Here is a 25,143-nt window from a genome sequence, read left to right as displayed (position 1 = left end):
GAACAAATCGACGGGGACGGGCACGCAAGGGCGCGTTTTCGGACACGGGGGAGCCGCAGCATGACGCAGCAGCAGGAGTCGCAGCCACAGCGGGAAGGCGCCGCCACGGAGCCGCCGATGGTGGTCGTGGACGGCGTACGACGCAGCTTCGGCACCGGACCACAGGCCGTCCACGCCCTGCGCGGAGTGTCGTTCGAGGTCCGCCGCGGCGAACTCACCGCGCTCAAGGGGCGGTCGGGATCCGGCAAGACCACCCTGCTCAACCTGGTCGGCGGCCTCGACACCCCGACCGACGGCAGCGTCCGCGTCGACGGCACCGACCTGGCCGGCCTGGACGAGGAAGGCCGCCTCGCGCTGCGCCGCGACCGGATCGGCTTCGTGTTCCAGTCCTTCGGCCTGATCCCCGCCCTGACCGCCGCCGAGAACGTCGGGGTCCCGATGCGGCTGCGCAAGGTTCCGGCGAAGCAGCGCGAGGAGCGGGCCCGCACCCTGCTGGCCCTCGTCGGCCTCGCCGAGCAGACCGAGCAGCGCCCCGGCGAACTCTCGGGCGGGCAGCAGCAGCGGGTGGCCGTCGCACGCGCCCTCGCGAACGAGCCCGACCTGATCATCGCGGACGAACCCACCGGCCAGCTCGACTCCGACACCGGCCGCCAGATCATGCGGCTGCTGCGCGCGGTGGTGCGCAGCGAGGGGGTCACGGCGCTGGTCGCCACGCACGACCCGGCCCTGATGGAGCTGGCGGACCGGGTGGTGGAACTGCGCGACGGGCAGATCGTGGACGCGGAGACGGAGGCCTAGGCGGTCGGTGGCTGGGGCGGGTCGGACTTCGTCACTTCGTCAGGAGGTGCAGGCGCAGGGCGAGTTGGAGCTCCAGCGCCCGGGCGGGGGAGTTCCAGTCCTCGCCCAGGAGCCGGCCGATCCGGTCGAGGCGCTGCACCACCGTGTTGACGTGGATGTGCAGGGCGTCCTTGGCCTTGGAGAGGCTGGCTCCATGCGTGTAGTAGGCCCGGAGGGTCTGCACCAGCTCGGTGCCGCGCTGGGCGTCGTAGTCGATGACCGGGCCCAGCACCTGGTGGACGTACCCGCCGACATCGCCGCCCTCGCCGAGCAGGAGCCCGACGAAGCCCAGGTCGGCGAGGGCGGCGCCGTAGCCGGTGTGGCCCAGCGCGTGCAGGGCCTCCAGGCAGCGGACGGCCTGCGCGTACACGGCCGGCAGCCCGCCCGGACGGTCGGCCGGGCCGGCGGATCCCACGGTGACGGGCGCGCCCAGGGCCCTGCCCAGCTCCGCGGCCAGGGAGCGGGCGAGCTCCCCGGGCCGGTCGGCCGGGGCCAGGAGCACGATGTGGCCCTCGTGCAGCCCGGCCAGGCCGTCGAGGGCGCGCGCGTGCCGGGCCGTCTCCGCGGACAGCCGGGGCCGCAGGGCAGCGTCGCAGTGCAGCACCAGGATGGTGTGCGGGTGCGAGAGGTCGACGCCCAGTTTCCGGGCCCGGATCGTCTGGCTTCCGCTGTCGCGCGTCCGCCCGGGGCTCTGCGGGGTCAGTAGATCGCTGAGCAGTTCGCCGCGGACCCGGTCCTCGGCGTGGGCCACCGACCGGCGCAGCAGCAGGAGGAGCGCGGTGACCAGCCCGGTGCGCTCGAACAGCCGCCGGTCGGTGTCCGAGAGGTCCGCCCGCCCCGTCAGGGCGATGGAGCCGAGGAGTTCCGGCCCGGCCAGGACGGCGCAGACCCACACGCCGTCCACCGGAACGGCCCGGCCCCCGGACCGCGAAGCCGCGACCCCCTGGGCGGGCGGGCCGATCGGCCCGGTGGCGACCCGGGCCAGCTCGGTCCCGTCGGCATCGTGCACCACCAGCCCGCCCCGCAGCAGCGCGGCCACCTCCCGGGCCACGTCGGTGACGTCCCCGCCGCGCAGGACCAGGTCGGTGAGCCGGTCGTGGGTCTCGGTGGCCAGCCGCATGGCCTCGCTCTGCGCACGCGCCGTCTCGGTGGCGGAGTTGAGCTCCACGAGGGCCGTACGGGTCTCCTCCAGCAGCCGGGCGCCGTCGATGGCCACGGCCGCGTGGTCGGCGAGCGAGGACAGCAGCGCGACCGCGTCGGGGGCGAAGTCGCGCACCGAGCGGTCGGCCGCGTAGAGCACCCCTATCACGCGCGTGCCCACCCGCAGCGGGACGCCGAGGATGCCCCGCAGCCCCTCCTCGCTCACTCCGGAGTCGATGGTGCTGGTGTGCCGGAAGCGGTCGTCCACGCGGTAGTCGGCGCTGGCGTACGGGCGGGCGGTCTGTGCGACGAGGCCGCCGAGCCCCTCGCCCATGCCGAGCCGCAGCTGCTGGAAGGCGGCGGAGACGGAACCGTCGGTGACGCGCATGAACGTATCGCCCACGACCGGGTCGTTGAGCGTGAGGTACGCGACGTCCGTGCCCAGCAGGGTCCTGGCCCGTCGCACGATGGCCCGTAGCACCGCGTCGAGATCGCGCAGCGCCGCCAGGTCCCCGGCGGTGTCGAAGAGGGCGGTGAGTTCCGCCTCGCGCCGGCGGTGCTGCTCCAGGGTGCGGCGGATGTCCAGGGCCACCCCGGTCGCCTCCTCGACGAGCGCCTGTACGGCGGCAGGTGCCCCGGCGGTACGGGCCTGCGTGCCGGGCCGGGCGAACTCCTCGACGGGGGCGCCCCGGGCGAGCAGGTCGAGCAGTCGGCGCAGCGCGGCCACGGGCTCGTCGGTATCGGTCACGGGAGCCATGCTGGCAGCCCTTCGGCGCGGGGACGGGGACGGGGTCGGGGACGGGGTCCGCCCGCCGTACCCGGGAGCACCGGAGACGGCGGGCGGTGGAGTCGGCGGTCCTGGGCTTTCAGTCGGAGACCGCGGCCGCAGACCGGCCGGCACGGCCGTTCCCCGCGACGGCCTGGGCCCGGGCCTGGTCACCGGCCTCCGCCTTCGGCCGGGACAGGTCCCGGCCCCGGGTCTCGCGTGCGAAGGCGACGGTGAGGGTGGTGACGACGGCGGCCGCGGACAGGTAGACGGAGACCGGCACCGAGGAGCCGTAGTCCTTCAGGAGCTCGACGGCGATGATCGGGGCCAGCGCGCCCGCGACGATCGAGGCGAGCTGGGAGCCCATCGAGGCGCCCGAGTAACGGACCTTGGTGTCGAACATCTCGGAGACGAAGGCGGCCTGCGGCCCGTACATCGCGCCGTGCAGCAGCAGACCCGCGGTGACGGCCGCCGTGATGACGGCGAAGGACTTGGAGTCGACCAGGGCGAAGAACCCGAACGCCCACAGCGCCATTCCCACCGAGCCGATCAGCGTCACCGGCCGGCGCCCGATCCGGTCGGAGAGCGCGCCCCAGGCGGGGATGGTCACGAAGTGGACGGCCGAGCCGATCAGGAGCGCGTTGAGGGCGGTGGTCTTGGGGAGCCCGAGGTGGGTGGTGACGTAGACGAGGAGGAAGGAAGTGAGGATGTAGTACGAGATGTTCTCGCCGAACCGGGTGCCGATGGCGGTCAGCACCTGCCGCCAGTCCTTGCGGAACACCTGCACGACGGGCGCCTTCTCCTGCGCCGCGCCGCCCTTGGCGGCCTCGGCTTCGGCCTCGGCCTGCGCGGCGAGGAAGACCGGCGACTCGGAGACGGAGAGCCGGATCCACAGCCCGACCACCACGAGCACTCCCGAGAGCAGGAACGGAATCCGCCAGCCCCAGGCGAGGAACGTGGCGTCTGACTGCACGGCGGCGAGCAGCGCCAGTACGCCGGTGGCCAGCAGGTTCCCCCCGGGAGCCCCGGACTGCGGCCACGAGGCCCAGAACCCCCGGTGCTCGGCCCCGCCGTGCTCGGAGACGATCAGCACGGCCCCGCCCCACTCACCGCCCAGCGCGAACCCCTGCACCAGCCGCAGCGCGGTCAGCAGGATCGGAGCACCCACCCCGATGCTCGCGTGGGTGGGCAGCAGCCCCATCGCGAAGGTGGCCCCGCCCATCATGACCAGGCTGAGCACGAGCAGCTTCTTGCGCCCGACCTTGTCCCCGAAATGCCCGAACACCACCCCGCCCAGCGGCCGGGCCAGGAACCCGATGGCGTAGGTGAGGAAGGCGATCAGGGTGCCGGTGAGCGGATCGGCGGTGGGGAAGAACAGCTTGTTGAAGACCAGCGCCGCGGCGGTCCCGTAGAGGAAGAAGTCGTACCACTCGATGGTGGTCCCGATGAGGCTGGCGGCGACGATGCGTCTGATGCCGGACGGAGCCTGCGGGGCCGTTGCGGTGGAGGCCATGTGAACCACTTCCAGGGGTCTGCGGGGACGTCTTGTGTGGCCACAACGTAGGAGTCCGCAGGTCACCGGTATATGTGGCCGGTCATCACAATCAACCCCGACTGGGTGTGCCTGACCACCACACGGCCCGAACCCATCCCCTCATCCCCCTCTTGGCGAGGATGGCAAACCCCTGCCGGAATTGCTGAGTTGCACCTGTTTTGGGGAGGCGGTGCTGGCTCCCGTGCTGGTTTGGTGCTGACCAAGAGGCCCGCCCCGGAGCGCAGCGGCCGGTTGCGCGGAATGGGCGCCGGGCCGGAGCCCGTCGGCTGCCCGGATCCAGTTCCGCAGCGTCTCGGTGTTCACCCCGAGATCAGTCGCTCCTTTCTCCTGGACCATCAAGGTCCAAGTCTCTCCGGGGCCAAATCCGGGGTCAGGACTCCGGGTGCGCTGGCCCTGCGGCAGCGCACCCGTGCCGGGCTGTCGGTGCCGAACCGTCAGCCGCGCCGTCCTTCGCGGGCGAGGGCGGGCACGAAGCGGGCCGCGTCCAGGGTGCCGACGCCGGTGGCCATGTCGTAGCCGTTCACCGCGGTATAGCCGGTGACGCCCGCGTAGCTGTTGTTCGTACCGTCGTTGACGTCGACGATGCCGGTGGAGCGGTCGTAGGAGGAGCGCCCGTACAGGCAGTACAGAGCCTCGTGGATGTTGCCCAGGCGCTTGCCCGCGGCCTGGTCGGCCAGGGCCACGATGCCGGAGAACAGCGGGCTGGACTCGCTGGTGCCGCCGGAGACGTCCCAGCCGGTGGCCGCCGGGTCGTAGCTGGAGTACATCCACGCGCCGCCGTCGACCGCGGCGGCCATCGAGATGTCCGGGGTGCCGCGCCGATCGCCGACGATGTTCTTGACGCCGTCCTGGAACGCCGGACGGGTGAAGACGTGCGACTGGCCGCCGCCGCCCGCGCCGTTGTCGTTGTAGACGCTCTCGGGGGCGGTCCGCTTGCCCGCGTCGTTGAGGTGCAGCTGGGTGCCACCGACGGAGGTCACCAACGGGTCCGATGAGGGCCAGGAGTTGACGGGGTGGTCGTAGTAGCCGCTGCCGTCGGCGTTGTAGTCGGTGGCTCCGCCGTCGCCGGAGGAGGCGAGCACGGTGACGTTCTTGCGCGCCGCGGCCTCGAAGGCGTAGCGCAGGTTCTTGATGCTGGAGAAGTCACCCTTGTCGAAGCCGGGGAAGGTGTTCTCGGTCGCGCCGAAGCTCTGCGTGATCACATCGCCGATGCCGCGGTCGATGAGGGACTTCTCGGCGTCCATCATCTCCGGCAGGCCGGTGGTGCCTTCGGTCTCCGCGACCGCCGTCTCGACCAGGACGATCTTCGCGTCCGGAGCCACCGCGTGCGCCATCTCCACGTCGAGGGTCGTTTCACCGGCCCAGCCCAGCATGTCGGCGTTCTTCGGGTCCCACGCGGGGACGTTGCCCCACTTGACCACCTGCACCTTGGTGCTGGGTATCCCGAACTGCTTGCTGTAGATGTCCAGGTCGTGCTGGACGGTCGGCGAGCCGAAGGAGTCCACGATGACGATCGTGCGGCCCTTGCCGGTGATGCCCGCCTTGTAGAGCGGGTTCAGGTCGTACGCCTCGCGGTACTGCAGCGGGGTGTAGCAGGAGATCTTCCACTTGGTCCGGCACTCCTCGATGGAGAGCGGACTGCCAACGGCGCGCACCAGCTGGTGCCCCGCGACGGCCGGACGGGCCACGGTGCGCGGGACCGCGGAGGTGTGCGCGGAAGCGGTCACGGCCCCGGTCACCGGGGCGGCCGCCGCTGCGGTGAGCACGAGGCCGGCGGCAGCGGCCGTAGTGGCTGCGGTACGCGGCCACGTACGACGTCGAACTGGATGCATTTCAAACTCCTTGGGGGGTGGCGCCGCTCCACGGCTCCTCGGAGCGGCTCCCGTGATCTCACCCGCCAAGTCATGTGCAGGACAAGGGTGTTTGACGCTTGATGCCGAACGCTTTACCTGAATGCACCCTACGCCGCCTCCGTCACGCTCCGTCACCGGCGCGCGGTGGCGTTCGCGCCCCGGGGCGGCCGGGCGATCGGAGCAAGTGCCGCCCAATATCGCCCTGTTGGGCGCGCCCGACGTGACCGATGCCACTCCGATGTGTCCGATCAGTGAACGCCGAGCATCGAAATCCGGACCCGAGTCGGCTAATTTATGACGCGGTCCTGACACTGATCGAGATCGCTGGCAATCTCTCCCTGGGGCTGGCGACGGCGCTGCTCCTGCTCACCGACGCCGGCCGGTTCAGGCCGGGTGACAGCGTCCTGGTGCACTCGGCCGGCGGAGGCATCGGCAGCGCGATCGCCCAGCTCGTACCGCTGCTCGGCGGCGGCCGGCTGATCGGCACCGTGGGGCGGCCGGAGAAGGCCGCCGACGTCGAGAAGGGCGGCTACGACATCGCGATCGCCCGCGGCGACGGACTCGCCGAGGCGATCCGCGCCGCGACCGACGGCCACGGCGTCGACCTCGTCCTGGACCCGCTCGGCACCACGGCCCTCGCCAGGGTTGCCGCAGCAACCACCCGCATCCTCGCCTTCCTGGCGGAAGGCTTCCTCATGCTCCCCCTGACCGAACTGCCGTCACTCGCCGAAGTCCCCGCGGCCCACGACCTCCTCGCCGAGGGCCGCGCCACCGGCAAGTACGTCGCCCGCGTCAGCGCGGTCCGGCCTTGACCATCACCTGTCCTCAGGAGGGCTTGGTGGGGGAGAAGGCGGTGACGGTCACCTTGTTGTCGCACTCGGCGAAGACGCCGTCGTCCATGGCGATCTGGTGCGAGCCCGCGCCGGGGACGCCGATGACGAGGGTGGGGAAGCTGGAGGGCGTGGCGCCGGACACGCAGTAACCGTCGGCCTCGCCCTGGACGTTGACGAAGGTGAGCTTCGTCCAGGCCCGGGCGCCCGGGGCCAGGGACACCATTGAGGCCGATCCGCTGTGGGTGGTGGCGAGGGGGAGATTCTTGTCGGGCGAGCCGTTGCCGGCTCCGGCGACCGTCGGGAACCCGAGGAGCGTGCAGGGATGCTTCGAGGTGTTGGTCACCGAAACGATGGCGGCTCCCGTTCCCGTACCCGACGGCCGGACATCGGCCTGGTGGGCATCGGAGGCCTTGAGCTGGTCGATCGTGCAGGCCTTCGCCCCGCCGCCGCCCGCGCCGGGCTCCGAGGGGCTGGGTTTGCCAGTGCCCGTGCCACCCGTGCCACCCGTGCCGCCACCGGAGGAGGAGGTACCGCCCGAGGGAACCGGCTTCGCCGACGCCGAACCCGCGGGCGGCGTCGACGGCTTGGCGACCGCGCCGTCCTCACCGGCCGGAGTGCAGCCCGCCGCCAGAGCGGTGACCGCCACCGCCGCCACCAGCGCCGCCACGGTACGGCCGACACCTGCTGTGTACTGCATGACCACTCCTCGAGGTTCACCACCGGTACCGCACCGGCACTCGTGGAGGGACACACCATCACGCCCCACCCCGGTTCTCCACGACGCTGCACCGTGGCGGTTCCGTGACACGGCCATGACGAACGACAGGCCGTGCGCCATCGGGACGCCTTTGGGGGCGCCGGAGATGCCCCCGGCGAAGCGGATGCACCAGTCGTCCCGGGCCGCGCGGAGCTGCGTACGCGGGAAGGCCCGTGCCGGCCACCACCAGGGGATCGCTGCCGAGCGTCAGCACGGCGGGTACGGGGGCCAGGGCGAGCAGTGGACGACCCGGGCGCCGAGGAGATTGGCCGCGTAGCGGGCGACGAGCGACTCCGGCCGGTTGCCGGTGAGGAGGCAGATGCTGGCCGCGCGGCCGACGCAGCGGGCCGCCGGCGCTGCGGCCGCGCCGTGCACCCGGGGAGGCAGGGGGCGGATGGACCTGCTGTCCCTGCGCTGTTTCCAGGCCGTCGCGCGCCATCAGCACATCAGTCGCGCCGCCGATGAACTGCGGGTCGCCCAGCCCTCGGTGAGCCGGACGATCGCCCGGCTGGAGGCGGAGCCGGGCGTGCCGCTCTTCGACCGGCGGGGCCGCCGGATCCAACTCAACCGGCACGGCACGGCGCGGCCTTTCTGCGCCGGGTCGAGCGGGCGCTGGGCGAACTGGAGGACGGGTTCCGCCCGGACCGCCACACGAGGCCGACAACCTCCGCACCCCCGACGAGTAGCCCCGCCTGGACTACGACGGGATCTCCGCCGGCACCGTCTTCGTCGCAGTCCCCGGCAACCCCGTGTCCCCGGCACCCACATTGAAACCGGCTGGGCCTCCGCCCACGGCGAGCCGATCGTTCTCCTCGGGGAGGGGCAGTGCTGTCGGCGACAAGGACCACGACGCCCCCACACCCGAACTCCAGGTTCCGGCTCCGCCGTACCGACCTGGTCTTCGGCTTCGTCCCGGAGGCCGACTTCGAGGCGGCGGCTCCGCCGCTGGCAGCCGCGGCCACCGAAATCGAGCCCTTCACCGTCCGCCTCAGCGGTGTGGGCAGCTTCCGGCACCGTGCGTACGCCACCGTGTGGCTGGACCCCGCCGCAGCCGGCCTGGCCCCCTGGACAGCGCTCCAGGACACCCTGGTGGAGCCGTTTCCCCTGTGCCGCAGCCGATTCCCGCACTTCACACCACACCTGTCACTCGGGCATAGCCGTGACCCGCGGCGCCTGCCCCTGAAGGCGGGTCAGGCCGGCCCCGCCGTTACCGGCCCCGCCGCCCCAGTGCGGTACACGTCCCCTGGGGCTCACCCGATCCCCGCGAAGGGAGTGGTTGCCGTGGAGCGCACGACGTGCTGCGTGGTGGGAGGCGGGCCGGGAACCCTCCTTCCACCTGCGCATGAACACCGAGGCGACGCACCACCGGCGAGCTCAGGGCCACCCTCACCGTGGCCTGCGACGGCTGCGGCTCACTGGCCAGAGCACTGCCCGAACTCGGCCTGAAACACTTCCCGTGCCCCATGGACGCCTGGTGGTTCCGCCTGCCGCGGCGCGAAGACGACCCCAGCGGACTCGTGGGCGGCCTGGGCGACAGGTTCATCACCGCGCTCATCGACCGCGGCGACTACTGGCAGTGCGCCACGCTCATCCCCAAGGGAACCGACACCGAACGCCGTGCCGAGGGCCTGGAGCGCTTCATGACCCGGTTCACGGCCGCCGCCCCCTGGCTGGCCGACCGGAGTCACGCCGTCACCCTGGGACGAGGTGAAACTGCTCGACGTACGGCTCGAACGCCTGCACCGCTGGCACCGCCCCGGGCTGCTCTGCATCGGCGACGCCGCCCACGCGATGTCACCCGTCTTCGGCATCAACCTCGCCGTCCAGGACGCGGTGGCCGCGGCCCGCCACCTCGTACGTCCCCTGCGCGACGGCACCGTAGGCCTCCGCGACGTCCGCCGCGTCCAAACCCGTCGCTGGCCCACCACCGTGGCAACCCAAGGCCTCCAGCGCCTCGCCCACACCCAGGTCATCGGACCGCTGCTGGCCGGCCGTACCGCGTTCGGCGATCCCCGACGGGCCAAGCGGATGACGGAGCTCGTCACCGACTCGCGGTGGCTGAACCGGCTCCCGGCCTACTTCATCGCGTACGGAGCCCTGCGCGAGCGCCCCCCCGAAGGAAACGCTCCGCTGAACGACCACCCGGCAGGAGCCGCCGGGTTCCGCCACCAGCCGAGGACCGGGTCGACGTCGGAGATCGGACCAACCGAGGGCGTCGTACGGATCCCCGCCCGAATGACGGCGACGCCGAGATGATCGCCGTGGCGGGCGCTGCTGGCGGCAGGGTGGCGCGCAGAAACGGGGGGCTGGGGAGTCCGTGCCACTGGGCGGCGTCCCGCTCTGATCGTCTGGTTTGAACACGCGCCGACAGAACGGCCCTGGGGGCATACGCAGCCGGGGCTCGGGGAGATCGCGCCGGCCGGCCTTATGGGGCCACGATGGCTCCGGCGGTGCTTGCGATATCGGGAACTGGCTGCGTCTCGCAGGGCTGCTTCGTGCCTCGTCGTCCGTCGGTACGTCTCGCCTGCGCCCGAGTCCGAGGACGTCGAGGAGCTGCCCGCAGGCGGTCAGCGGAACCGCCAGGTAGGAGTGCGTGCCCTCCCGGGCGAGGAGCTCGGCGGAGGCGTCGGCGCGTGCGATGTGCCCCAGGTCCCGGCTGGTGATGAGCGGCACCAGGACGGGGCGACCGGTGGTCGTTCTCGTCCGGCGAGAAGCGGAAGTCTCCGAAGCGTGTCGCCGGCCGGGCGGGCCGCTGTGATTGGTGTGGGTGTGGGTGTGGGTGCGGGTGCGGGTGCGGGTGCGCGGCGTAGGCCCCGTCGGCGGGTGCGGGGCTGGTTGATGAGGGTGGGCATCCAGCCGACCATGACACCGCGGGCGTGTCGGATCGGATGCACGCCTTCGGCTCCCGTGGTGACCTCCTCGGATCCGATCCCGGGCAGGACTCGGCGTACCCCAAGCTGGACGTCGTCGTCGTGATCGCTCATGGAGCGGAACCGTAGGCCCGTACCGGGCGGGCGGGGACCTGCGGTGCACCCGTCCGGCGCATGCCCGCGGTCCGGTGGTCAGGTGTGGAGGCGGCTGTTGGTGCCGTCGTGGCTGTCGGCGTGCTCGTCGTCGAACCAGTAGTCGCCGGCGGCGAGGTAGCGGAAGGAGTGCGCGCTGTGGCGGGGAAGCGTGACGGTCGCGGTGCGGGTGCCGTCGCCTCGGGGCTCCAGGGGGTGGGCGGCGGGGTTCCAGTGGTTGAAGTCCCCGACGACGCTGACCGGGCCGTGGGGGGTGCCCTCGGGGAGGACGAAGGTGACTTGGGCACGGTTCTTCAATTGCTTGCGTTCGAGCACGGGAGGACTCCAGCCGCGAAGGGGAGAGGAACGAGCCCGCGCATCCTCGCGTGTGCGTGAGCCTGGTGTCGCAGTACACGGCTGCGGGCCGGGCGGAGGTCACTCGGTCGGCCCCCGGACGGACTGCTCACGAAGTGTCGGTGGTGGGGGATCAGCTGTTCAGGCGGGCCCGGATCAGGAGGTTGGCGTCCTCGGACAATCGGTCCCGGTGGTGCTGCAGCGCTGTGGTCTGGGCTTCGTGGCGCAGGGAGGGAAAGACCCGGGCCAGGAGATCGGACGCCAACAACACCATGAAATCGGTCATGCGCAGCCAACGACCGAGCTGCCGGGGGTGACGAAACGGTCGATCAGGCTGCACCACTCGTAGGAGGAGCCATGGCGTGGTGAAGACTGGAGTGCGGGTCCGCTCCGACGGAGCCTCGGCAGGGCCGAGGTTCGCCGCCGGATGCTGCCGACTCCCGATGGCCACCTTGCCGGTGCATGCGGTGGCGGGACGGGGAGCCGCGGAAGCATCGGTCGCCCAGGAGCTTGGGGAAGCCCGGGAAACAGAGTCCTGGCGGCACCGGGAGCTGTGAACCCAACCCTCCGGTGCCTTCGTCCTGGCCGGCCGCTGGACGCTTACTCCGAATAGCCCGCCGCGTGGATCTCAAACCCCTTGCTAGGCAACTGCTCGGAGAAGGTCTGGCGGGCTGGGACGACCTCAGGGTCGGCATGAGATCGAAGCGGCCCGCTCTGTCCTCACGCGCATGCCGCCGGGCGTGGCCGATCAGCGTTCGGCCGTGGTGTCTTGGGCGGTCGCTGATTTCTGGGAGAGACTCGGTTTCGAGGTGAGTTGTCAGGGAAGTCGCTCTGTGTGCTTCGGACCGGAGGCGCGCCGTGGGGGCAATTCTCGTTGCTCCCCAGCGTGCTGCGGTCTTTCGGCTCCCACGGCGAGTGATGACCACCGAGCCAGGGAGACGCGTGCCCATGACGCACGTAGGTATGTACAGCACTCGCCGCAAGCCCCCGCACGATGACGGCCCGGACACGTCGGCTGAGTTCCGCCGTATTGCATCTCTTCCAGAAGGGCCTGATAGGTCCGCGCTCAGGCAAGAGGTGGTGTGTGCCTGGATGCCGATGGCCGCACGGCTCGCCGGAAGGTTCAGCAAAGGCAGGGAGCCCCTTGAAGACCTTCGGCAGGTCGCCCAAGTGGGCCTGGTCAAGGCGGTTTCCCGCTTCGACCCGGATCTGGGCACTGCCTTCGAGGCCTTTGCCATCCCCACGATCGTCGGCGAGCTCAAGCGCCACTTCCGCGACAACCTGTGGGCGGTGCATGTGCCGCGACGGGTCCAGGAACTGCGCATCCTGGTCCGTGCGGCCGACAGGGCCCTGAGTCCTTCGACCGACGGCGGCGGCTCCGCGGTATCCGAGATCGCCGCGGTGACCGGCTTGACCGAGCAGGAGGTCCGGACAGGCCAGGGGGCTCAGCACAGTTGGTCCACCCTGTCGATGGAAGCCGCGCACGGTCACTACGACGACGCGTACTCACTGGCGGAAACCCTTGGCTGCGCGGAGCCCGGGTTCGACCGGATCGTCGACCGGGAGGCGCTCCGGCCCCTGCTGCGGGCGCTGCCCGAGCGCGACCGGCGGATCCTCTACCTGAGGTTCTTCTGCGAGATGAACCAGAGCAACATCGGCGAAGAGCTGGGTATGTCCCAGATGCACGTCTCCCGCTTGATCCGGCGCATCTGTGAGTCCCTGCGGGATCAGGTGATGGCCGAGGCCGCCTGAAGGCGCCGCCCGCGCGGCAGGTGGTCTTCGTGGGGGGTGGTGAACACGTTGTCGGCCAACGGCGTGCATCAGACCTGCGGTCGGGGGCACTCGGGGCTCAGGACGTGTACCGCACGCCCACAGCGAAGGAAGGCATCGTCATGTCGTCCCACACACACGGGCGGGGCCGAGCCTCGAGATTCGCGCCGCGCCGCTCCGCCGAGAAGGAGACGTTGACCGCCGCAGGGCGGGCGGGCTTCGTCGCACGGGGTGTCGTGTACGTGCTCATCGGCGCCCTGGCCGTCAGGATCGCCATGGGGAACGGTGGCGAAGAGGCGGACCGACAGGGCGCACTCCGCCAGGTCGCCGAGCAGCCCTTCGGGAGGGCGATGCTCTGGGCGCTCGTCGTCGGGTTCGGCTGCATGGCGCTCTGGCGGGGCGCTCGCGCGATGCTGACCGGCGGACCTCGACGGAAGGCCGTGGCACGGCTGTCGGACGGCGGCCGTGCGCTCTTCTATGCCGCGGTCTGCTGGGCGACCGCCGTGTACGCCGCCGGGGGCGGACAGGGCTCCAGTGGCAACGCGAAATCTCAGGACTGGACGGCATCGGTGCTGAAACTGCCGTACGGACGTGTTCTCGTGGGGGCCGCGGGCTGTCTCCTCATCGGCGTCGGCGTGGTGCTCGCCGTTCGGGCAGTTCTGCGGCGCTTCCTACGACAGTTGGACACCGGTGCCATGAGCCGCCGCATGCGCCAGATCGTGACCGGGCTGGGCGTGGGCGGAGGCTTGGCACGAGGCATCGTGTTCGGCGCGGCCGGGATCTTCATCCTGGTGGCGGCCGTCCAGTTCGATCCGAACGAGGCCAAGGGAATGGATGCCACGCTACGAAGCCTCACGCACACCCCGATGGGGCCGTGGTTCCTGGTCGCGGTGGCGGTCGGGCTGATCCTCTTCGGGGTCTTCTCCTTCGTATCGGCGCGCTGGCGCCGCATGTGACTCCTCACCGGAGGCGGCGGTCGCTGCGATGCCGACCGTGTCGGGTTGCTGCATGAGGTGTTCGACAATCCGGGTGTCCAGCAGCACCGGGGTCGCCGTGTCGGCAAAAGCCATCGCATCGGCCAACTCCCCAACGTCCAGCTCGGTCGGCATCCTGCAGTAGAGGTCAAGAACTTCCGGGATGATCGCCCCGATTTATAAAGGGAGCGCGAAGACCGCCCCAGCCCCGACGTGCGTGGCGGCTTGGGCGAACAAGGGCCAGCGGCCCTGAACCTCTCTGGTGTGCAGATCGGGTGTCAAAACGGCTGCGCCGACGGCGAATGCGTCCACGCACGGTCCTTCGCCCAGAGTCAGCTGTAGTTCTTCCAGTTGCTCACTGATGTCGTCGGTGCTGCACAACGGGTGACTGGCCGCGGTACGGGACATCGCCGACACTCCGGCCCCGCAGACCGGAAGCGCAGCCACCGCCGCGGTACACACATCCACCACGCCCACCCGCGCGCCACGCAGCGCCGCCTGTTCGGCCATCAGCACGCGGATCCGTGCCGACCGGCTTCGAGGCATCACAAGGGCCACCGAGTCCTGGCGTGGCAAGGGAATCGGGCCTGCCGCCAGGCCGTTCGCCTCAGGGGCCCATCCGGGTAGCGGATGCGGTGATGCTGGGCCTCCGGCTCCACCTTGCGCGCTTCCGGTGGGGCGTACTTTCGGCGGAGGTGGCCAAGTAGCCGAGCCAGCAGCCCGTGTACCAGGACAGGAGGCCCGCCTTATTCCGCTCCAGGTAGTGCGGTAGGTGATCGGACGGAAGATCCGCTCCCCGCAGCCAACTGCGTTGAGCGACAACATGCTGCCGGCGTCTGTGGCTTCCGTACAACAGCGCGACCCTCAGCCAGGTCTGACGGATGATCGAACGCCCTTGCTCTCAGCAACCTGCCATCGCACTAGCCGGAGCTGTCCGCGAAGGGGGCGAAGCCGTTCTCTTGCTCGCCGTCGGCATCCGCTTCGAGGTCTCGGCGACGCGGAAGGAGGAGAACTCCGCCCGGAGAATCCGAAACGGCCCGTTGGAGACGTGTGGCCGGCTTGTCTTGGTCCCTCTGTGGGAGTGGCTACTCACAGCTCCCGACCGCCTGGGACAGCGGGCGGGGCCCTCGGCGCTCATCAGCGGCTCTCGCGCCTGCGGTCGGTTCGGTTCGAGGTGGGCGTGGGGCGCTCCACTCAGTGCGACGCGGGTTCTGGGCCGGGGCTGCTGTGCGCGTTCGGGGCCGTACGTCATTGTCTGGGCCTTCTGAGGTGGGTCGACGAACTGCTCCTGAGTTTCGTCCTGTTGGGTCAGTTGCGCTCGCGAGCCACAGGAGGCAGCGGCCGCTCCTTGTCTGCTCGTGACCGCATCGGGGCCTGCCGGGCGGTGCCCACGAAGAGGTGGACACCACCGTCGGTGGTGGTGGTCAGTGCCTGAAGGCGTCCTTGGCCTTGCCGCCGGCCTGCTTCAGGTTGCCGGCGACTCGGTCGGTCTTGCCCTGCCTCTTCAGCCTCGGGTTGCGGGTGACTCGGCCAATGGCCTCAACGATCCGGCCTTTGAGTTCCTGTGCCTTGTTCCTGATCTTCTGTTCAAAGCTCACGACTGGCCTTTGCTCGTCTCGGGGTGGGTATCCCGCGCGTGATTGCCGTACGACTCGCCATTCCCGCGGGTGGGGCGGCGGCCTGTTACGCGTTACCCGCGGCTTCGGCCGTATCGGCGCCCGCCGCGACTGCGGCCACGGTTGCGCATGGCGAATCCGGCGACCCAGAGGACCAGCAGTACCACCGCGACGTACCAGAGGATCTGCAGGGTGAATCCGAACCCGAACAGAAGCAGGATCAGCAGAAGGAGAAGAATCCAGACCATTATGGCTGCGCCTCCACGCGGTCACAGGGACATGTCCTGCGTTTCGCGGGGTCTGGGCGAAGCGAAGGCGAAGGCTTGGCCCGGGAAATCGGGAGCACCACACAGCCCTACGCCGTCGGCGTCAGTCAACGCCGGGCGGCGATCGTTGTCAACGGGGCAGGATTGCTGGAGGGTTGTGGCGCGTCGGGCGGGCCGCTGGTGTGGACGGAGCCTCGGCAGGGGTTTGTGCCGGAGCCTCGGACGGTGGCAGGACGTGGTCCTCCCACCAGGACAGGCCCATCACGATGCCGAGCAGGACGAAGGGGAGCACGACCGGAACGATCAGCGCGTACATGTGGACCGCCAGTTGTCGGATACGTGCGACGCGGCAGGCAGCCGAAAGACGGTGCCCGCATGGGGCACATCGAGGCTGCGCCGGATCGCGTAGCGACGGCGACTGCGGGACGGCCACGCTCGTGACGAGGCGGGCTCCGGCATCGATGCGCAAGGTGCCCCCGAGGGAGCGCGATGACTTCTCTGCGCTGCCGGGGGCCGGGGCCGCACGACGCACGCTAGCCCTCCTCACGCTCCCTGAACAGGCGCAAGGCGGCCATCCGGCAATCGGCAGGGCTTCCCGCACAGGACCGTCTGCGACGCACGGGCAGGACTGGGTTGGTCGGAGAGTCACGTCCTCGTGGCAGTGGTGACCTGCTCCGCTCCGAGCGATCACGCGGGCTGTCCTGTGCACGCCGGCCTCCCCGCATTCCCGGAGCCAGTGTTACGTAGCCATCCACACGAGGCAGTACGCGTCGACAAGGGGCGCTACCCGTATCCCTTGGGCACGCTACGCTCCTCGGTGCGGCCCCAGCCCCTGGCAGCGATGACCTGTTCCGCTCCAGGGAGGCACGTCAGGTTCGTCCCGCTTGTCCTCCTCGTGGTGCTCTGCTTGGCTTCCTCAACCCCATCCGATGACCCTGTGTCAGGTGCTCCGGGGTGCTTTCCGCTCAGGCCGGACGCGATGACTGTGATGCGAGGTACGCATGATGCATCGAACGATCACGATCCATGAAGAGGCGCGGACGTTGACGGATGCGGGTTCGTTGGCGGATGACGCCCTGATCGCCGAGGTCCTCGAATTGCGTGCTGAGGTTGAGCAGTTGAGCAAGGCGCTGGAGAGTCGTGCGGTGATCGATCAGGCGCGGGGCATGGTGATGGCCCTGGCGTCGTGTTCAGGTGAGAAGGCCTGGGGTCTTCTGGTGGACGTTTCGCAGCACCGCAACGTCAAGCTCAGGGACGTAGCTGCGGCTCTGGTCGGCAGCATGGAGGGCGAGGTGCTCCCCGACACACTGCAACGTGCGCTGCGGGATGCCTTCCGCCGCCTTCACGCAGCCGATCGCCTGTGACAGCTCACGCCCACCGAGCAGCAACGGGAATTGTGACCTCAGCCCTCCGTTGCGTTCGTCTGATTGGGCTGCGGCAGCTTCGTCGGGGTGGCCCGTCTCTTGGACGGCAGACGGTCTCGACTCCCTCCTCTCCAGCCGATTGCCTGCCCATGGGAGTCCCGTCGGATGTTTGGTGGCAGGAGATGGGGGGACTCGGCCAGCGGCAGGGTGGGATAGGGAATCTCCCTTCCTGTTCTGATGAAATCCAAGGAGGGGAATTTAGTGAGTGATCTCTGGGGTTACGCTCCGGCCGTCGGCCACAACGCGGGAAATATGCTGGTCGGCTTCAAGGTGGAAGCCACCGACGGCAGCATCGGAAAGATCGTCAGGCATTCCGACCAGGCCGGCTTGTCCTACATCGTGGTCGACACCGGTGTGTGGATCTTCGGCAAGGATGTTTTGCTGCCGGCCGGCGTTGTCGAGCGCGTGGACGCGTCCGAGCAGAAGGTTTACGTGTCCCGGACGAAGGACGAGATCAAGGACGCGCCAGAGTTCGACAAGGACAAGCACTTGGGTGACCCGGACTACCACCAGCGTCTTGGCGCCTACTACCAGCAACTGCGTGGCTGACCGCGGCCGCGCGTAACCGCAGCGGTTTCGGCCGACCCAGAGACTTCCGGCCGGCCTGCACCGTCACCAATGAGGTGTGGCGGCCGGGTCGCCGGGAGAAAGTCCGCCGTGGTCTGAGTTGTGGGACGGGCGTTCCTGCAGGCGCTGCAGCCGGACAGGGGCCGTGAGGGCCGGCGCCGCTCTGGCCGCCGCCACCTCTGCTGACGAGTGTGCGATCAATTGGCCGGGTGACCCCCTTGCACCTGGCCTGTGCTGCGGAAATAGCGGTGGGTGACTGTTCGGGATGCGCGGGAGTGGGGGCGCTGTTTCGCTGGTGGCATCCGCTCTCCCCCCAGATCGTAGGAGTGATCATGAGCGTTGCAGGCGAGTCCGGCAGCCGTGCCCAGCAGATGCGTGACCAGGCACAGAAGCTCGAGCAGGCCGCGGAGCGTGCCACCGACCCTGCGGAGCGTCAGCGGCTGAAGGACAAGGCCCGCCGGATCTTGGACCAGAACAAGATGGAGAACGAGCGGGGCAGCCGGGACGTCGACCCCATGTGACGGGCCCCGTCTACCTGCACCGGCCGGTGACTGCCCACGCGATTCTCTGCGCGCGAGGGAGACGCCGGCCGGTGCTCTGTGCCCGTGCGCCGCAGGGTGCGTCGGGCCGCAGCTGGCGGGTCAGTGTGCCGGGCGACTGCGGTGTCGTACCGACGGCACGGCGAGATGGAGCACGTCGGCGAGGAGGGTGTACGCGTCCTCGGCGCCGGTCGCGCGAGAACGGTTTGGTTCCCGCGCTGGGTCCAGCCGGCTACCAGTAGTGCCGTCGTCCGCCGACCTTGTGTCCAACGGATCCCAGGATCCACAGGATGATGCCGACGACGACCAGGATGATGCCGATGGTCGACAGGATGGCGAAGCCGACCACGTAGCCGATGACCAGCAGGATGATTCCGAGGACGATCATGATGTCCCTCGATCTCGCGGAGTGATGCAAGGCCCCTGTTCCCAGGGTAGATCTACCCCCTGGCGGTGGCTTCCCGGGCATCGGAGTCCTACCGTGGAGAGACAGCGTGCGAACCCCTGGAGCGCGCCATGCTCCTCGTCCTCGGCCTCATCCTCTTGATCGCCGCAGTGGTCGTCGGCGTCGCCGGCGTCCTCACAAACGACGGCGCCGCCCACCAGCTGACCGGCGGATTCTCCGTTTTCGACTACCACGTCACCGGCTGGGCTCTCGCGTACCTGTCGTCCTCGGGCGGGCGATGCCGCGCCCGGACGGCGAGCGCCGCAGGGGGCTCAATCCGTTCAAGCACCGATCAGCACTGACCAGTGCATCTGTCGCGGCCCTCCGGGCGCCGTTTGGTTCGACCGGCACGCGGAGGTGCCAGGTATGTCCGTCAAGAAGGGTGCTGCCCAGGCCGTGTCCCAGGGGCAGCGTGTGGCTGACAGCCGTGCCCTGGAGGGCATGTCGAGGGTTGGACTCTCGGCCCGGGGAGTGATCTACGTACTGGTGGGGCTCCTGGCCGTGCAGATCGGTTTCGGAGGCCACAGTGGCAAGGAGGCCGACCGGTCCGGCGCGGTGAGGACCATCGGCGAGCAGCCGTTCGGCCGGGTGCTGTTGTGGGCGCTGGTGGCGGGGCTGGCGGCGATGGCGCTGTGGCGCCTGTCGGAGGCCGCGTTCGGGCAGTCGGTGACAGGCGGTGACAAGCGGACCCGGCGCTTGGGTTCTCTGGGGCTGGCGTTCTTCTACACGGTGATCTGCATCGGCGTGGTGCAGACCGCGTTGGTTGGCGGGTCTCCCGGGACCCGCGGCGGAAACGAGACGTCGAAGGAGTACACGGCGAGGGTGCTGAATTGGCCCCTCGGGCGGGTGCTCGTCGGCGTGGCCGGAGCCGTTCTGGTCATCGTGGGCGTGGTGATCGTGGTGCGCAGCGTGATGCGGAAGTTCGAGGAGAATCTCCGGACGGGCGAGATGAGTCCGCCGACGCGGCGGGTCGTCGCGGGTCTCGGCATCGTCGGTGGTGTGGCGTGCGGCGTGGTAGCGGCGGTGGCCGGCCTGTTCGTCCTGCTGGCCGCGGTGCGGTTCGACGCCGGCCGGGCCAAGGGCCTGGACGAGACGTTGCGTTCGTTCGCCGACACACCTGTAGGGCCGGTGCTGCTGATTGCCGCGGCGGTGGGCCTTTTGGTGTTCGGCCTCTACTCGTTCTGCGAAGCCCGCTGGCGCAAAGCCGCTGAGCATGGGGCTCCGGCAGGGCAGCCGAGGTCGACCGGGGATCCTGGTTCAGGGACGCGCCGAAGTGCGCCCTGACAACGGGATCTCGTCCGGCGGCCCACGCCGCCCGTCCCCGTTCGGGCGCTTGCGCAGCATGGTCCGCCGTACGCGGGCCGGGCGCCGGTGGGGGCGGATCAGCGAAATCGACCTGTGGCAGCTTTCGTTGGGGTTCGCGGCGCTCGGGTTCCTGACCCTGGTGCCACTGCTGATCGTCGTGTCCGCGGCCGACACGTCGGGCGGGCGGGGGTTCGCGCAGTGGCTCGGGGACGGGCTCGGCGTATCGACCGCGGCCAGGGTGGAGATCGAGCATCTGTTCGCCCTGCCGGGGGAGGCGTGGCGGACTACGACGGCGTTCGGCCTTGCCGTGCTCGCCGTGTTCGGCCTGTCCTTCGGCACCGTGGTGCAGAGCGGCTACGAGAAGATCTGGGACCTGCCCCCGGCCCGCTGGTGGGCCAGGTGGCGCCACGCACTGTGGCTCGCCGTCCTCATCGGAATCCTCTTCCTGTCGGCGATCACGCCGCTGTGGCGCGAGTCCCCCGCCCGCGGTGTCGTCACGGTACTGAGCGGCACCCTGTTCTTCTGGTGGTCCCAGCGACTGCTGCTCGGCGGCCGCGTCCCTTGGGCCGCCCTGCTGCCCGGGGCGGTGGCCACCATGCTCGGGCTGCTCGGCCTCAGGATCTTCTCCCGGTTCGTGTTCTCACCACTGATCGCATCCAGCGCCGTCACCTACGGCCCCTTCGGAACCGTCCTCGTCCTCCAGACCTGGCTGGTCGGCGTCGGCGTCGTTGTGTTCGGCGGGGCGCTGGCCGGTCGGCTGCTCCACGAAGAGCTCCTCCGAGCGGCAGGGGCGTTGAAACGTCGAGGGTGACTCCGGATCTCCCGCGCCCCTCCTCCGCCGGCCCGAATCACCGTCTGATCCTCCGAAGATCGGCAGCATCGGGGGTGGGGCGCTAGTGCTGTGGCCGGAAAGGTTCACCGGGTCGCGGCGCCCGGCACGGCACCTCGCCGCGTTGTCGGACCGCGGCGGTACGTCCAGTACGAGCCGCAGTCCTCCGCCTTGCGATGCACCGCACCGGACGCCGCGACCCGGCAAACCTTTCCGGCCACAGCACGAGGAACGGGGCAGCCGCTTTGAGTGGGGCAACTGTCGCGTTCGCGATCCGCCCCCTGCGGACCGCATTTGCTGGGGCCGGATACCGAGGTGATGGAGATCGGGACGGGCACGGGTGCGCTGGCACTTCACGCAGCGGGCAGGGGAGCCCGTGTCACGGCTGTGGATGTCTCCCGGCCCGCGGTGGCAGCAGCCCGCCTCAGCGCCCTCCGGCAGCGGCTGCCTCTGCGGGTACTGCATGGGGACTTCGCCGTACGGACGGCAGGGCGCCGCTTCGACGTCGTCCTGACCAATCCCCCGTACGTACCTTCCCCACGCGCCCGGCTGCCGTCGCACGGGGCGAGGCGGGCCTGGGACGCCGGCCCCGAGGGAGCCCCATCATCGACCGGATCTGTGTCAATGCCCCCGCCCTGCTGCGAGCCGGTGGCGTCCTGCTGATGGTGCACTCGCAGATGTGCGGAGCCGACACCACGGTGGATCGCCTGGCACGCGCCGGTCTGTCCGCACGGGTGACGGCGCGCGCCTCCGTGCCGTGGGGGCCTGCGCGAGTACGCGGCGCTGCGCTCCCTGTACCACCTCAAGGAGGATGACCCGCACGCCTGGGTCATCCCGCGGCTGACCGGCCGGGCCAAGGCCGCGATGGTGGCCATCGAGTACGACGAGTTCGGCGCCGGCCACCCCGACCGCATCCACGCCAGCTCTTCGCCGACCTCATGACCGACCTCGGACTCGACCCCACGTACGGCCGCTACCTCGACCAGCCAGGAACGCTCGACACTGCGCACACCACACCCTTGCCATCACGGTGACGTGCCCGGCCCGCCACGGCGCCGCAGACTCGGTACGAGCCCTCCTCGACCAGGCCCTCCCGGCACCTTGATCGGACCACGCCCTAGGCACTGTTTCTCGGATCTCCTGACGTGAGTGGGGTGTTGGGGTCAGGCTTGCCGTATGGGCCGTGGGGATCTGACGAACGCTGAGTGGGACCGGCTGGAGTCGTTCCTGCCTCCTGGTGGTGCTCGTGGAGGCCGGTGGAGTGATCACCGCCGGGTCATCAACGGGGTGCTCTACCGGGTCCGGACCGGTGTGCAGTGGCGGGATCTGCCGGAGCGGTTCGGGCCGTGGGAAACCGTCTATAAACGCCATCGCCGCTGGTCAGCGGATGGAACGTGGGCGATGCTGCTCTCTCGGATTCAGGCCGCCGAGGATGCCGCGGGCCGGATCGACTGGGAGGTGTCGGTGGACTCGACAGCAGTGCGGGCCCACCAGCACGCTGCCGGCGCGAGGAAGACACCGGCGGCATCCGGTCCTCAAAAGGGGGACGTTCGGGGGACGAACCAGGTCGATCCGGTGTTGCGGAAACTGGAGGTCCGGCTCGAAGAAGTGGTCAGATCGGCGAGTGCCTGGGACGCTCCCGCGGCGGATTCACGACCAAGATCCACCTCGTCGCGGACGGCCGATGCCGGCCTCTCGCCCTCCTCCTGACACCCGGACACTACGGCGACGGGCCCCAGTTCGAGCGGGTGCTGGAGCAGGTTTCCGTACCCCGCATCGGCGTCGGAAGGCCCCGCACTCGCCCCGACCATGTCCTGGCCGACAAGGCCTACACATCCCGAAGGAACCGCTGCTACCTGCGACGACGCGGAATCCGGCACACAATCCCCGAACGCCTCGACCAGCAAAGACACCGCAAGAACCGAGGTTCCCGAGGCGGCCGTCCCACCGGCTTCGACAGCGAGCGATACAAGAAACGCAACACCGTCGAACGAGCCATCAACCGGCTCAAGGGCTTCCGCGCCGTCGCCACCCGCTACGAGAAACGCGCCTACATCTACCTCGGCACCGTCACCCTCGCAGCCCTCATCATCTGGCTCCGCACATGATCCAAGAAACAGTGCCTAGTGCAGGATGCTCACGGCGCGGGCGATGACGAGGAGCGAGGTCATCAGGGCGGCGACGCTCTGCACGCTCATCATGAGCTTGGCTCGGGTGGACAGTGGCATGGTGTCGGTCGGGCTGAAGGCGGTTGAATTGGTGACGGACACATACAGGTAGTCCATCAAAGTGGGCACCCAGTCGGACTTGACGCTGGAGCCGTCCGCGACCTCCTGGACGGCGTCGTCGTTCTCGTCCTGGGAGAACCGGAAGTCCGCCAACGGCAAATCGGCGCGCGGCATTTGGGTACGGCTGACGGGGCCTCCCCGGTCCAGTTCCCAGTAGGCCAGGCCGAAGACGATGATGTTGGTCAGCCACACCTGGAACGCGGCCGTCAAGAGGGAGCCCCCCTCCTTCACCCCGGTCGAGACCAGGGCGTGGATCAGGATCCCCAGGGAGACCAGATTGCTTGCCGCGATGACCAGGACGAGCGTCAGGGACAGGACACGGGAGAGCCTGGTCTGGCGCGTGAGCCGTCTGGGATTGATCGCGATCAACGGGACGAGGAGCAGCAGTTCCAGGGCGAGCAGCACATAGCGTGGTCCGACCAGAAGCTGCTGCGGCAGCACCTCGTAGAGCCCGATCGCCACGACGGTCGCGATCACGGCAGGCAGCCGGGCTTCCCCACGCCGCTCGTGCCGGGGATGTCTGATTCGGGCATCGGCGCGACTGCGCGTCATAGCGTCCGTCCTCTTCTCGGTCGGCCTACCTGTCGCGCGGCCACTTCCGGGCCCGGAGGATCCCGGCCCTGGGCGCCGGCCCCACCGGCGCGCAGGGGAGTGCAGGGGAGTGCAGAGGGTGCATGCGTCGCACGAGCGTGTTGCGCGCCTGAGCTTCAAGCAGGATGCCCGGACTCCCGGTCCCGGACATCGCTGTGACGGAGCAGCGCGGGCGAGGTGCCTCGGGTGGGGCTGGCACCGGCTGACGGGGGCCAGCAGGAAGCGTACTTGGTCGCCACCCTCGATCCGCCCCTCGACGCGGCCGGTGAATCAGGTGCGACTCGGGTATCGGGCGGAGTCAGCCTGTTGTGGGGACGGCGGGCCAGGTGATGGTGGCGCCCCAGGTGAGTCCGGCGCCGAAGGCGGCGCGGACGGCGCGATGTCCGGGCCGGAGCCGGCCGTGGTCGAGGAGTAGGGGGACGGCGGCGGCTCCGGTGTTCCCGGTGTGCTCGATGTTGGTCAGCCACTGGTCGGTGTCGGTGTGGAGGTGGGCGGCGACGGCGCGGGTGATGCGGGAGGTGGCCTGCTGGACGGCGAACCGGTCGATGTCGCGCGGGGTCCACTCGGCGGCGTCGACCAATGAGGTGACGCCTTCGGTGATGCGGTGCAGGGCGTGGGCGGAGGATCGGTGCAGTTCATCCGCAGCCGGGGCTCCCGCCCGTGGGTGCGGCCGGTGATGTGGCTCTGGTCTCCGTCGCTGCCCAGGACGAACGGCCCCAGCACGCAGGGCTCATCGAGGTCGCCCACGCATACGACCATGGCGCCGACGCCGTCACCGAAGATTGCGGCGGTCTGCCGGTCCTCGGGCTCGAGGACGCTGGAGGTGGTCTCCGATCCGACGACCAGGACCCGGCCGAAGGAATCGGCAGTGATCAGGGCGCTCGCGGTCGCCAGCGCGTAGGCGAACCCGGAGCAAGCGGCCGCCCCACGTCGAACGCGGCGGCCTGCGCGAGTACGAGGCGTGCAGCGATCTCGGGGGCACCGGCCGGGCTGGGCCGGTCCGGGGTGAACATCGCCCGCGGCACCGCGTCCGCGACCGCCTCGCCGGAGCACTTCAAAGCCCGGGCTTTGGCCTCGGCGGCCGTGTGGTCTCTTCAAGTCCCGGTTGGCCCATCTGACGAAATGCTCCGCCCGCAAGGGTGTGAGCGGTTGAGGTACAGGAAGTGCGCCGAGATCACTCACAGCCTTGGGCCGGGGATTCCGGCGTCCGGGCGGGGTCGGGGGCGTCTGCGTTCTGGAGCGCGGTGCAGTCCGCACGGCCCGATATGACCGCCCGGCGGGCGGGTGGGAGAATTTCAGTACGGCGGGTAGAGCGCGCGTATGCGTGCGTGCATCCCGATACAGGACAGCAGGTCATGTCATGGCCAAGCAGCCGAAGCCGTCCCAGCCCCGCGATGGTGAGGGCATCAGTCGGCACAAGGGAAAGCAGCAT

General features: G+C 70.0%; 27 protein-coding genes and 4 pseudogenes. 17 read left to right on the top strand and 14 right to left on the bottom strand.

Annotated features, from left to right (window positions below; all coding sequences use genetic code 11):
* Positions 1 to 60: 60 nt before the first annotated feature.
* Entirely contained in the window at positions 61 to 798 is a 738-nt protein-coding gene (locus tag OG490_RS03870; protein WP_330294863.1) for an ABC transporter ATP-binding protein, read from the top strand.
* Between the two features lie 31 nt (positions 799 to 829).
* Here OG490_RS03870 and OG490_RS03865 read toward each other — a convergent pair whose 3' ends face one another.
* From OG490_RS03865 to OG490_RS03855, 3 genes are all read right to left on the bottom strand, one after another.
* Positions 830 to 2,734, bottom strand: a complete 1,905-nt coding sequence (locus OG490_RS03865) for a helix-turn-helix domain-containing protein (RefSeq protein ID WP_443065745.1) — start codon at positions 2,732 to 2,734, stop codon at positions 830 to 832.
* 109 nt (positions 2,735 to 2,843) lie between these two features.
* Positions 2,844 to 4,256, bottom strand: a complete 1,413-nt coding sequence (locus tag OG490_RS03860; RefSeq protein ID WP_330294861.1) for an MFS transporter — start codon at positions 4,254 to 4,256, stop codon at positions 2,844 to 2,846.
* A 476-nt stretch (positions 4,257 to 4,732) separates the two neighbouring features.
* A complete protein-coding gene (locus OG490_RS03855; RefSeq protein WP_330294860.1) occupies positions 4,733 to 6,130 on the bottom strand; it encodes a S53 family peptidase in 1,398 nt (465 codons plus the stop codon).
* 272 nt (positions 6,131 to 6,402) lie between these two features.
* Here OG490_RS03855 and OG490_RS03850 point away from each other — a divergent pair, with 272 nt between their 5' ends.
* Positions 6,403 to 6,963 carry a zinc-binding dehydrogenase gene (locus OG490_RS03850; protein ID WP_330294859.1) on the top strand — a complete coding sequence of 187 codons (561 nt, stop codon included), beginning with the start codon at positions 6,403 to 6,405 and terminating at the stop codon, positions 6,961 to 6,963.
* 13 nt (positions 6,964 to 6,976) lie between these two features.
* Here OG490_RS03850 and OG490_RS03845 read toward each other — a convergent pair whose 3' ends face one another.
* Both OG490_RS03845 and OG490_RS03840 read right to left on the bottom strand, forming a co-directional pair.
* Positions 6,977 to 7,681: a DUF4232 domain-containing protein gene (locus tag OG490_RS03845; RefSeq protein ID WP_330294858.1), complete on the bottom strand. Its 705-nt coding sequence runs from the start codon at positions 7,679 to 7,681 to the stop codon at positions 6,977 to 6,979.
* A gap of 267 nt (positions 7,682 to 7,948) precedes the next feature.
* Positions 7,949 to 8,116, bottom strand: coding sequence for a hypothetical protein (locus tag OG490_RS03840; protein WP_330294857.1), 168 nt, complete (start codon positions 8,114 to 8,116; stop codon positions 7,949 to 7,951).
* A 19-nt stretch (positions 8,117 to 8,135) separates the two neighbouring features.
* Here OG490_RS03840 and OG490_RS03835 point away from each other — a divergent pair.
* The 4 genes and pseudogenes from OG490_RS03835 to OG490_RS03820 all read left to right on the top strand — a co-directional run.
* Positions 8,136 to 8,380: pseudogene (locus tag OG490_RS03835) on the top strand (LysR family transcriptional regulator); the annotation flags it as partial.
* Between the two features lie 186 nt (positions 8,381 to 8,566).
* Complete coding sequence (locus OG490_RS03830) at positions 8,567 to 9,187, top strand: 2'-5' RNA ligase family protein (protein WP_330294856.1); 621 nt, start codon at positions 8,567 to 8,569, stop codon at positions 9,185 to 9,187.
* A 261-nt stretch (positions 9,188 to 9,448) separates the two neighbouring features.
* Positions 9,449 to 9,997, top strand: a complete 549-nt coding sequence (locus OG490_RS03825; protein WP_330294855.1) for an FAD-dependent monooxygenase — start codon at positions 9,449 to 9,451, stop codon at positions 9,995 to 9,997.
* 620 nt (positions 9,998 to 10,617) lie between these two features.
* Positions 10,618 to 10,740: a hypothetical protein gene (locus tag OG490_RS03820; protein WP_330294854.1), complete on the top strand. Its 123-nt coding sequence runs from the start codon at positions 10,618 to 10,620 to the stop codon at positions 10,738 to 10,740.
* A 63-nt stretch (positions 10,741 to 10,803) separates the two neighbouring features.
* On the opposite strand, the gene OG490_RS03815 is transcribed toward OG490_RS03820, so the two are convergent.
* Complete coding sequence (locus OG490_RS03815) at positions 10,804 to 11,079, bottom strand: isoamylase early set domain-containing protein (RefSeq protein WP_330294853.1); 276 nt, start codon at positions 11,077 to 11,079, stop codon at positions 10,804 to 10,806.
* A 151-nt stretch (positions 11,080 to 11,230) separates the two neighbouring features.
* Positions 11,231 to 11,362, bottom strand: a complete 132-nt coding sequence (locus tag OG490_RS03810; RefSeq protein ID WP_330294852.1) for a hypothetical protein — start codon at positions 11,360 to 11,362, stop codon at positions 11,231 to 11,233.
* Between the two features lie 683 nt (positions 11,363 to 12,045).
* Here OG490_RS03810 and OG490_RS03805 point away from each other — a divergent pair.
* The gene (locus OG490_RS03805; protein WP_330294851.1) at positions 12,046 to 12,849 is read left to right on the top strand and encodes a SigB/SigF/SigG family RNA polymerase sigma factor; all 804 of its coding nucleotides are present in this window, start codon (positions 12,046 to 12,048) and stop codon (positions 12,847 to 12,849) included.
* 140 nt (positions 12,850 to 12,989) lie between these two features.
* Positions 12,990 to 13,823, top strand: a complete 834-nt coding sequence (locus OG490_RS03800; protein WP_330294850.1) for a DUF1206 domain-containing protein — start codon at positions 12,990 to 12,992, stop codon at positions 13,821 to 13,823.
* A 195-nt stretch (positions 13,824 to 14,018) separates the two neighbouring features.
* Here OG490_RS03800 and OG490_RS03795 read toward each other — a convergent pair whose 3' ends face one another.
* The 3 genes from OG490_RS03795 to OG490_RS03780 form a co-directional block, all read right to left on the bottom strand.
* A complete protein-coding gene (locus OG490_RS03795; RefSeq protein WP_330294849.1) occupies positions 14,019 to 14,357 on the bottom strand; it encodes a hypothetical protein in 339 nt (112 codons plus the stop codon).
* A gap of 908 nt (positions 14,358 to 15,265) precedes the next feature.
* On the bottom strand, positions 15,266 to 15,439 hold the full coding sequence (locus tag OG490_RS03790; RefSeq protein ID WP_330294848.1) for a CsbD family protein: 174 nt from the start codon (positions 15,437 to 15,439) through the stop codon (positions 15,266 to 15,268).
* Between the two features lie 414 nt (positions 15,440 to 15,853).
* Positions 15,854 to 16,039 (bottom strand): hypothetical protein, encoded by a 186-nt coding sequence (locus tag OG490_RS03780; RefSeq protein WP_330294846.1) that lies wholly within the window; start codon positions 16,037 to 16,039, stop codon positions 15,854 to 15,856.
* 688 nt (positions 16,040 to 16,727) lie between these two features.
* On the opposite strand from OG490_RS03780, the gene OG490_RS03775 reads away from it, so the two are divergent.
* The 3 genes from OG490_RS03775 to OG490_RS03765 all read left to right on the top strand — a co-directional run bounded on the left by OG490_RS03775 (position 16,728) and on the right by OG490_RS03765 (position 18,235).
* Positions 16,728 to 17,087: an ANTAR domain-containing protein gene (locus OG490_RS03775; protein WP_330294845.1), complete on the top strand. Its 360-nt coding sequence runs from the start codon at positions 16,728 to 16,730 to the stop codon at positions 17,085 to 17,087.
* Positions 17,088 to 17,324: 237 nt separating this feature from the next.
* Entirely contained in the window at positions 17,325 to 17,696 is a 372-nt protein-coding gene (locus OG490_RS03770; RefSeq protein ID WP_330294844.1) for a PRC-barrel domain-containing protein, read from the top strand.
* Positions 17,697 to 18,046: 350 nt separating this feature from the next.
* Positions 18,047 to 18,235, top strand: coding sequence for a DUF6381 family protein (locus tag OG490_RS03765; RefSeq protein WP_330294843.1), 189 nt, complete (start codon positions 18,047 to 18,049; stop codon positions 18,233 to 18,235).
* A gap of 250 nt (positions 18,236 to 18,485) precedes the next feature.
* Here the strand turns inward: OG490_RS03765 and OG490_RS03760 are convergent, their stop codons facing one another.
* Entirely contained in the window at positions 18,486 to 18,641 is a 156-nt protein-coding gene (locus tag OG490_RS03760; RefSeq protein ID WP_330294842.1) for a DUF6131 family protein, read from the bottom strand.
* 128 nt (positions 18,642 to 18,769) lie between these two features.
* Between OG490_RS03760 and OG490_RS03755 the strand changes: the two genes are divergently transcribed.
* The 6 genes and pseudogenes from OG490_RS03755 to OG490_RS03730 all read left to right on the top strand — a co-directional run bounded on the left by OG490_RS03755 (position 18,770) and on the right by OG490_RS03730 (position 22,940).
* Positions 18,770 to 19,000, top strand: a complete 231-nt coding sequence (locus OG490_RS03755; RefSeq protein ID WP_330294841.1) for a hypothetical protein — start codon at positions 18,770 to 18,772, stop codon at positions 18,998 to 19,000.
* A 64-nt stretch (positions 19,001 to 19,064) separates the two neighbouring features.
* A complete protein-coding gene (locus OG490_RS03750; RefSeq protein ID WP_330294840.1) occupies positions 19,065 to 19,982 on the top strand; it encodes a DUF1206 domain-containing protein in 918 nt (305 codons plus the stop codon).
* Positions 19,983 to 20,040: 58 nt separating this feature from the next.
* Positions 20,041 to 20,814, top strand: coding sequence for a YhjD/YihY/BrkB family envelope integrity protein (locus OG490_RS03745; protein WP_330300759.1), 774 nt, complete (start codon positions 20,041 to 20,043; stop codon positions 20,812 to 20,814).
* Positions 20,815 to 21,150: 336 nt separating this feature from the next.
* The gene (locus OG490_RS03740; protein WP_330294839.1) at positions 21,151 to 21,495 is read left to right on the top strand and encodes a methyltransferase domain-containing protein; all 345 of its coding nucleotides are present in this window, start codon (positions 21,151 to 21,153) and stop codon (positions 21,493 to 21,495) included.
* A 102-nt stretch (positions 21,496 to 21,597) separates the two neighbouring features.
* Positions 21,598 to 21,815: pseudogene (locus tag OG490_RS03735) on the top strand (iron-containing redox enzyme family protein); the annotation flags it as partial.
* Between the two features lie 193 nt (positions 21,816 to 22,008).
* A pseudogene (locus OG490_RS03730) lies at positions 22,009 to 22,940 on the top strand (IS5 family transposase).
* Positions 22,941 to 22,955: 15 nt separating this feature from the next.
* Here OG490_RS03730 and OG490_RS03725 read toward each other — a convergent pair.
* The 3 genes and pseudogenes from OG490_RS03725 to OG490_RS39110 all read right to left on the bottom strand — a co-directional run.
* The gene (locus tag OG490_RS03725) at positions 22,956 to 23,597 is read right to left on the bottom strand and encodes a hypothetical protein (RefSeq protein WP_330294838.1); all 642 of its coding nucleotides are present in this window, start codon (positions 23,595 to 23,597) and stop codon (positions 22,956 to 22,958) included.
* Positions 23,598 to 24,009: 412 nt separating this feature from the next.
* Positions 24,010 to 24,291, bottom strand: coding sequence for a 3-oxoacyl-[acyl-carrier-protein] synthase III C-terminal domain-containing protein (locus OG490_RS03720; protein WP_330294837.1), 282 nt, complete (start codon positions 24,289 to 24,291; stop codon positions 24,010 to 24,012).
* Between the two features lie 122 nt (positions 24,292 to 24,413).
* Positions 24,414 to 24,764 (bottom strand): annotated as a pseudogene (locus tag OG490_RS39110) (3-oxoacyl-ACP synthase); the annotation flags it as partial.
* Positions 24,765 to 25,143: the final 379 nt, after the last annotated feature.

The organism is Streptomyces sp. NBC_00503, assembly GCF_036346895.1.
Classification (GTDB): Bacteria; Actinomycetota; Actinomycetes; order Streptomycetales; family Streptomycetaceae; genus Streptomyces.
Note: the sequence above shows the minus strand (reverse complement) of the source record. Positions and strands in the feature narration are given on the sequence as shown.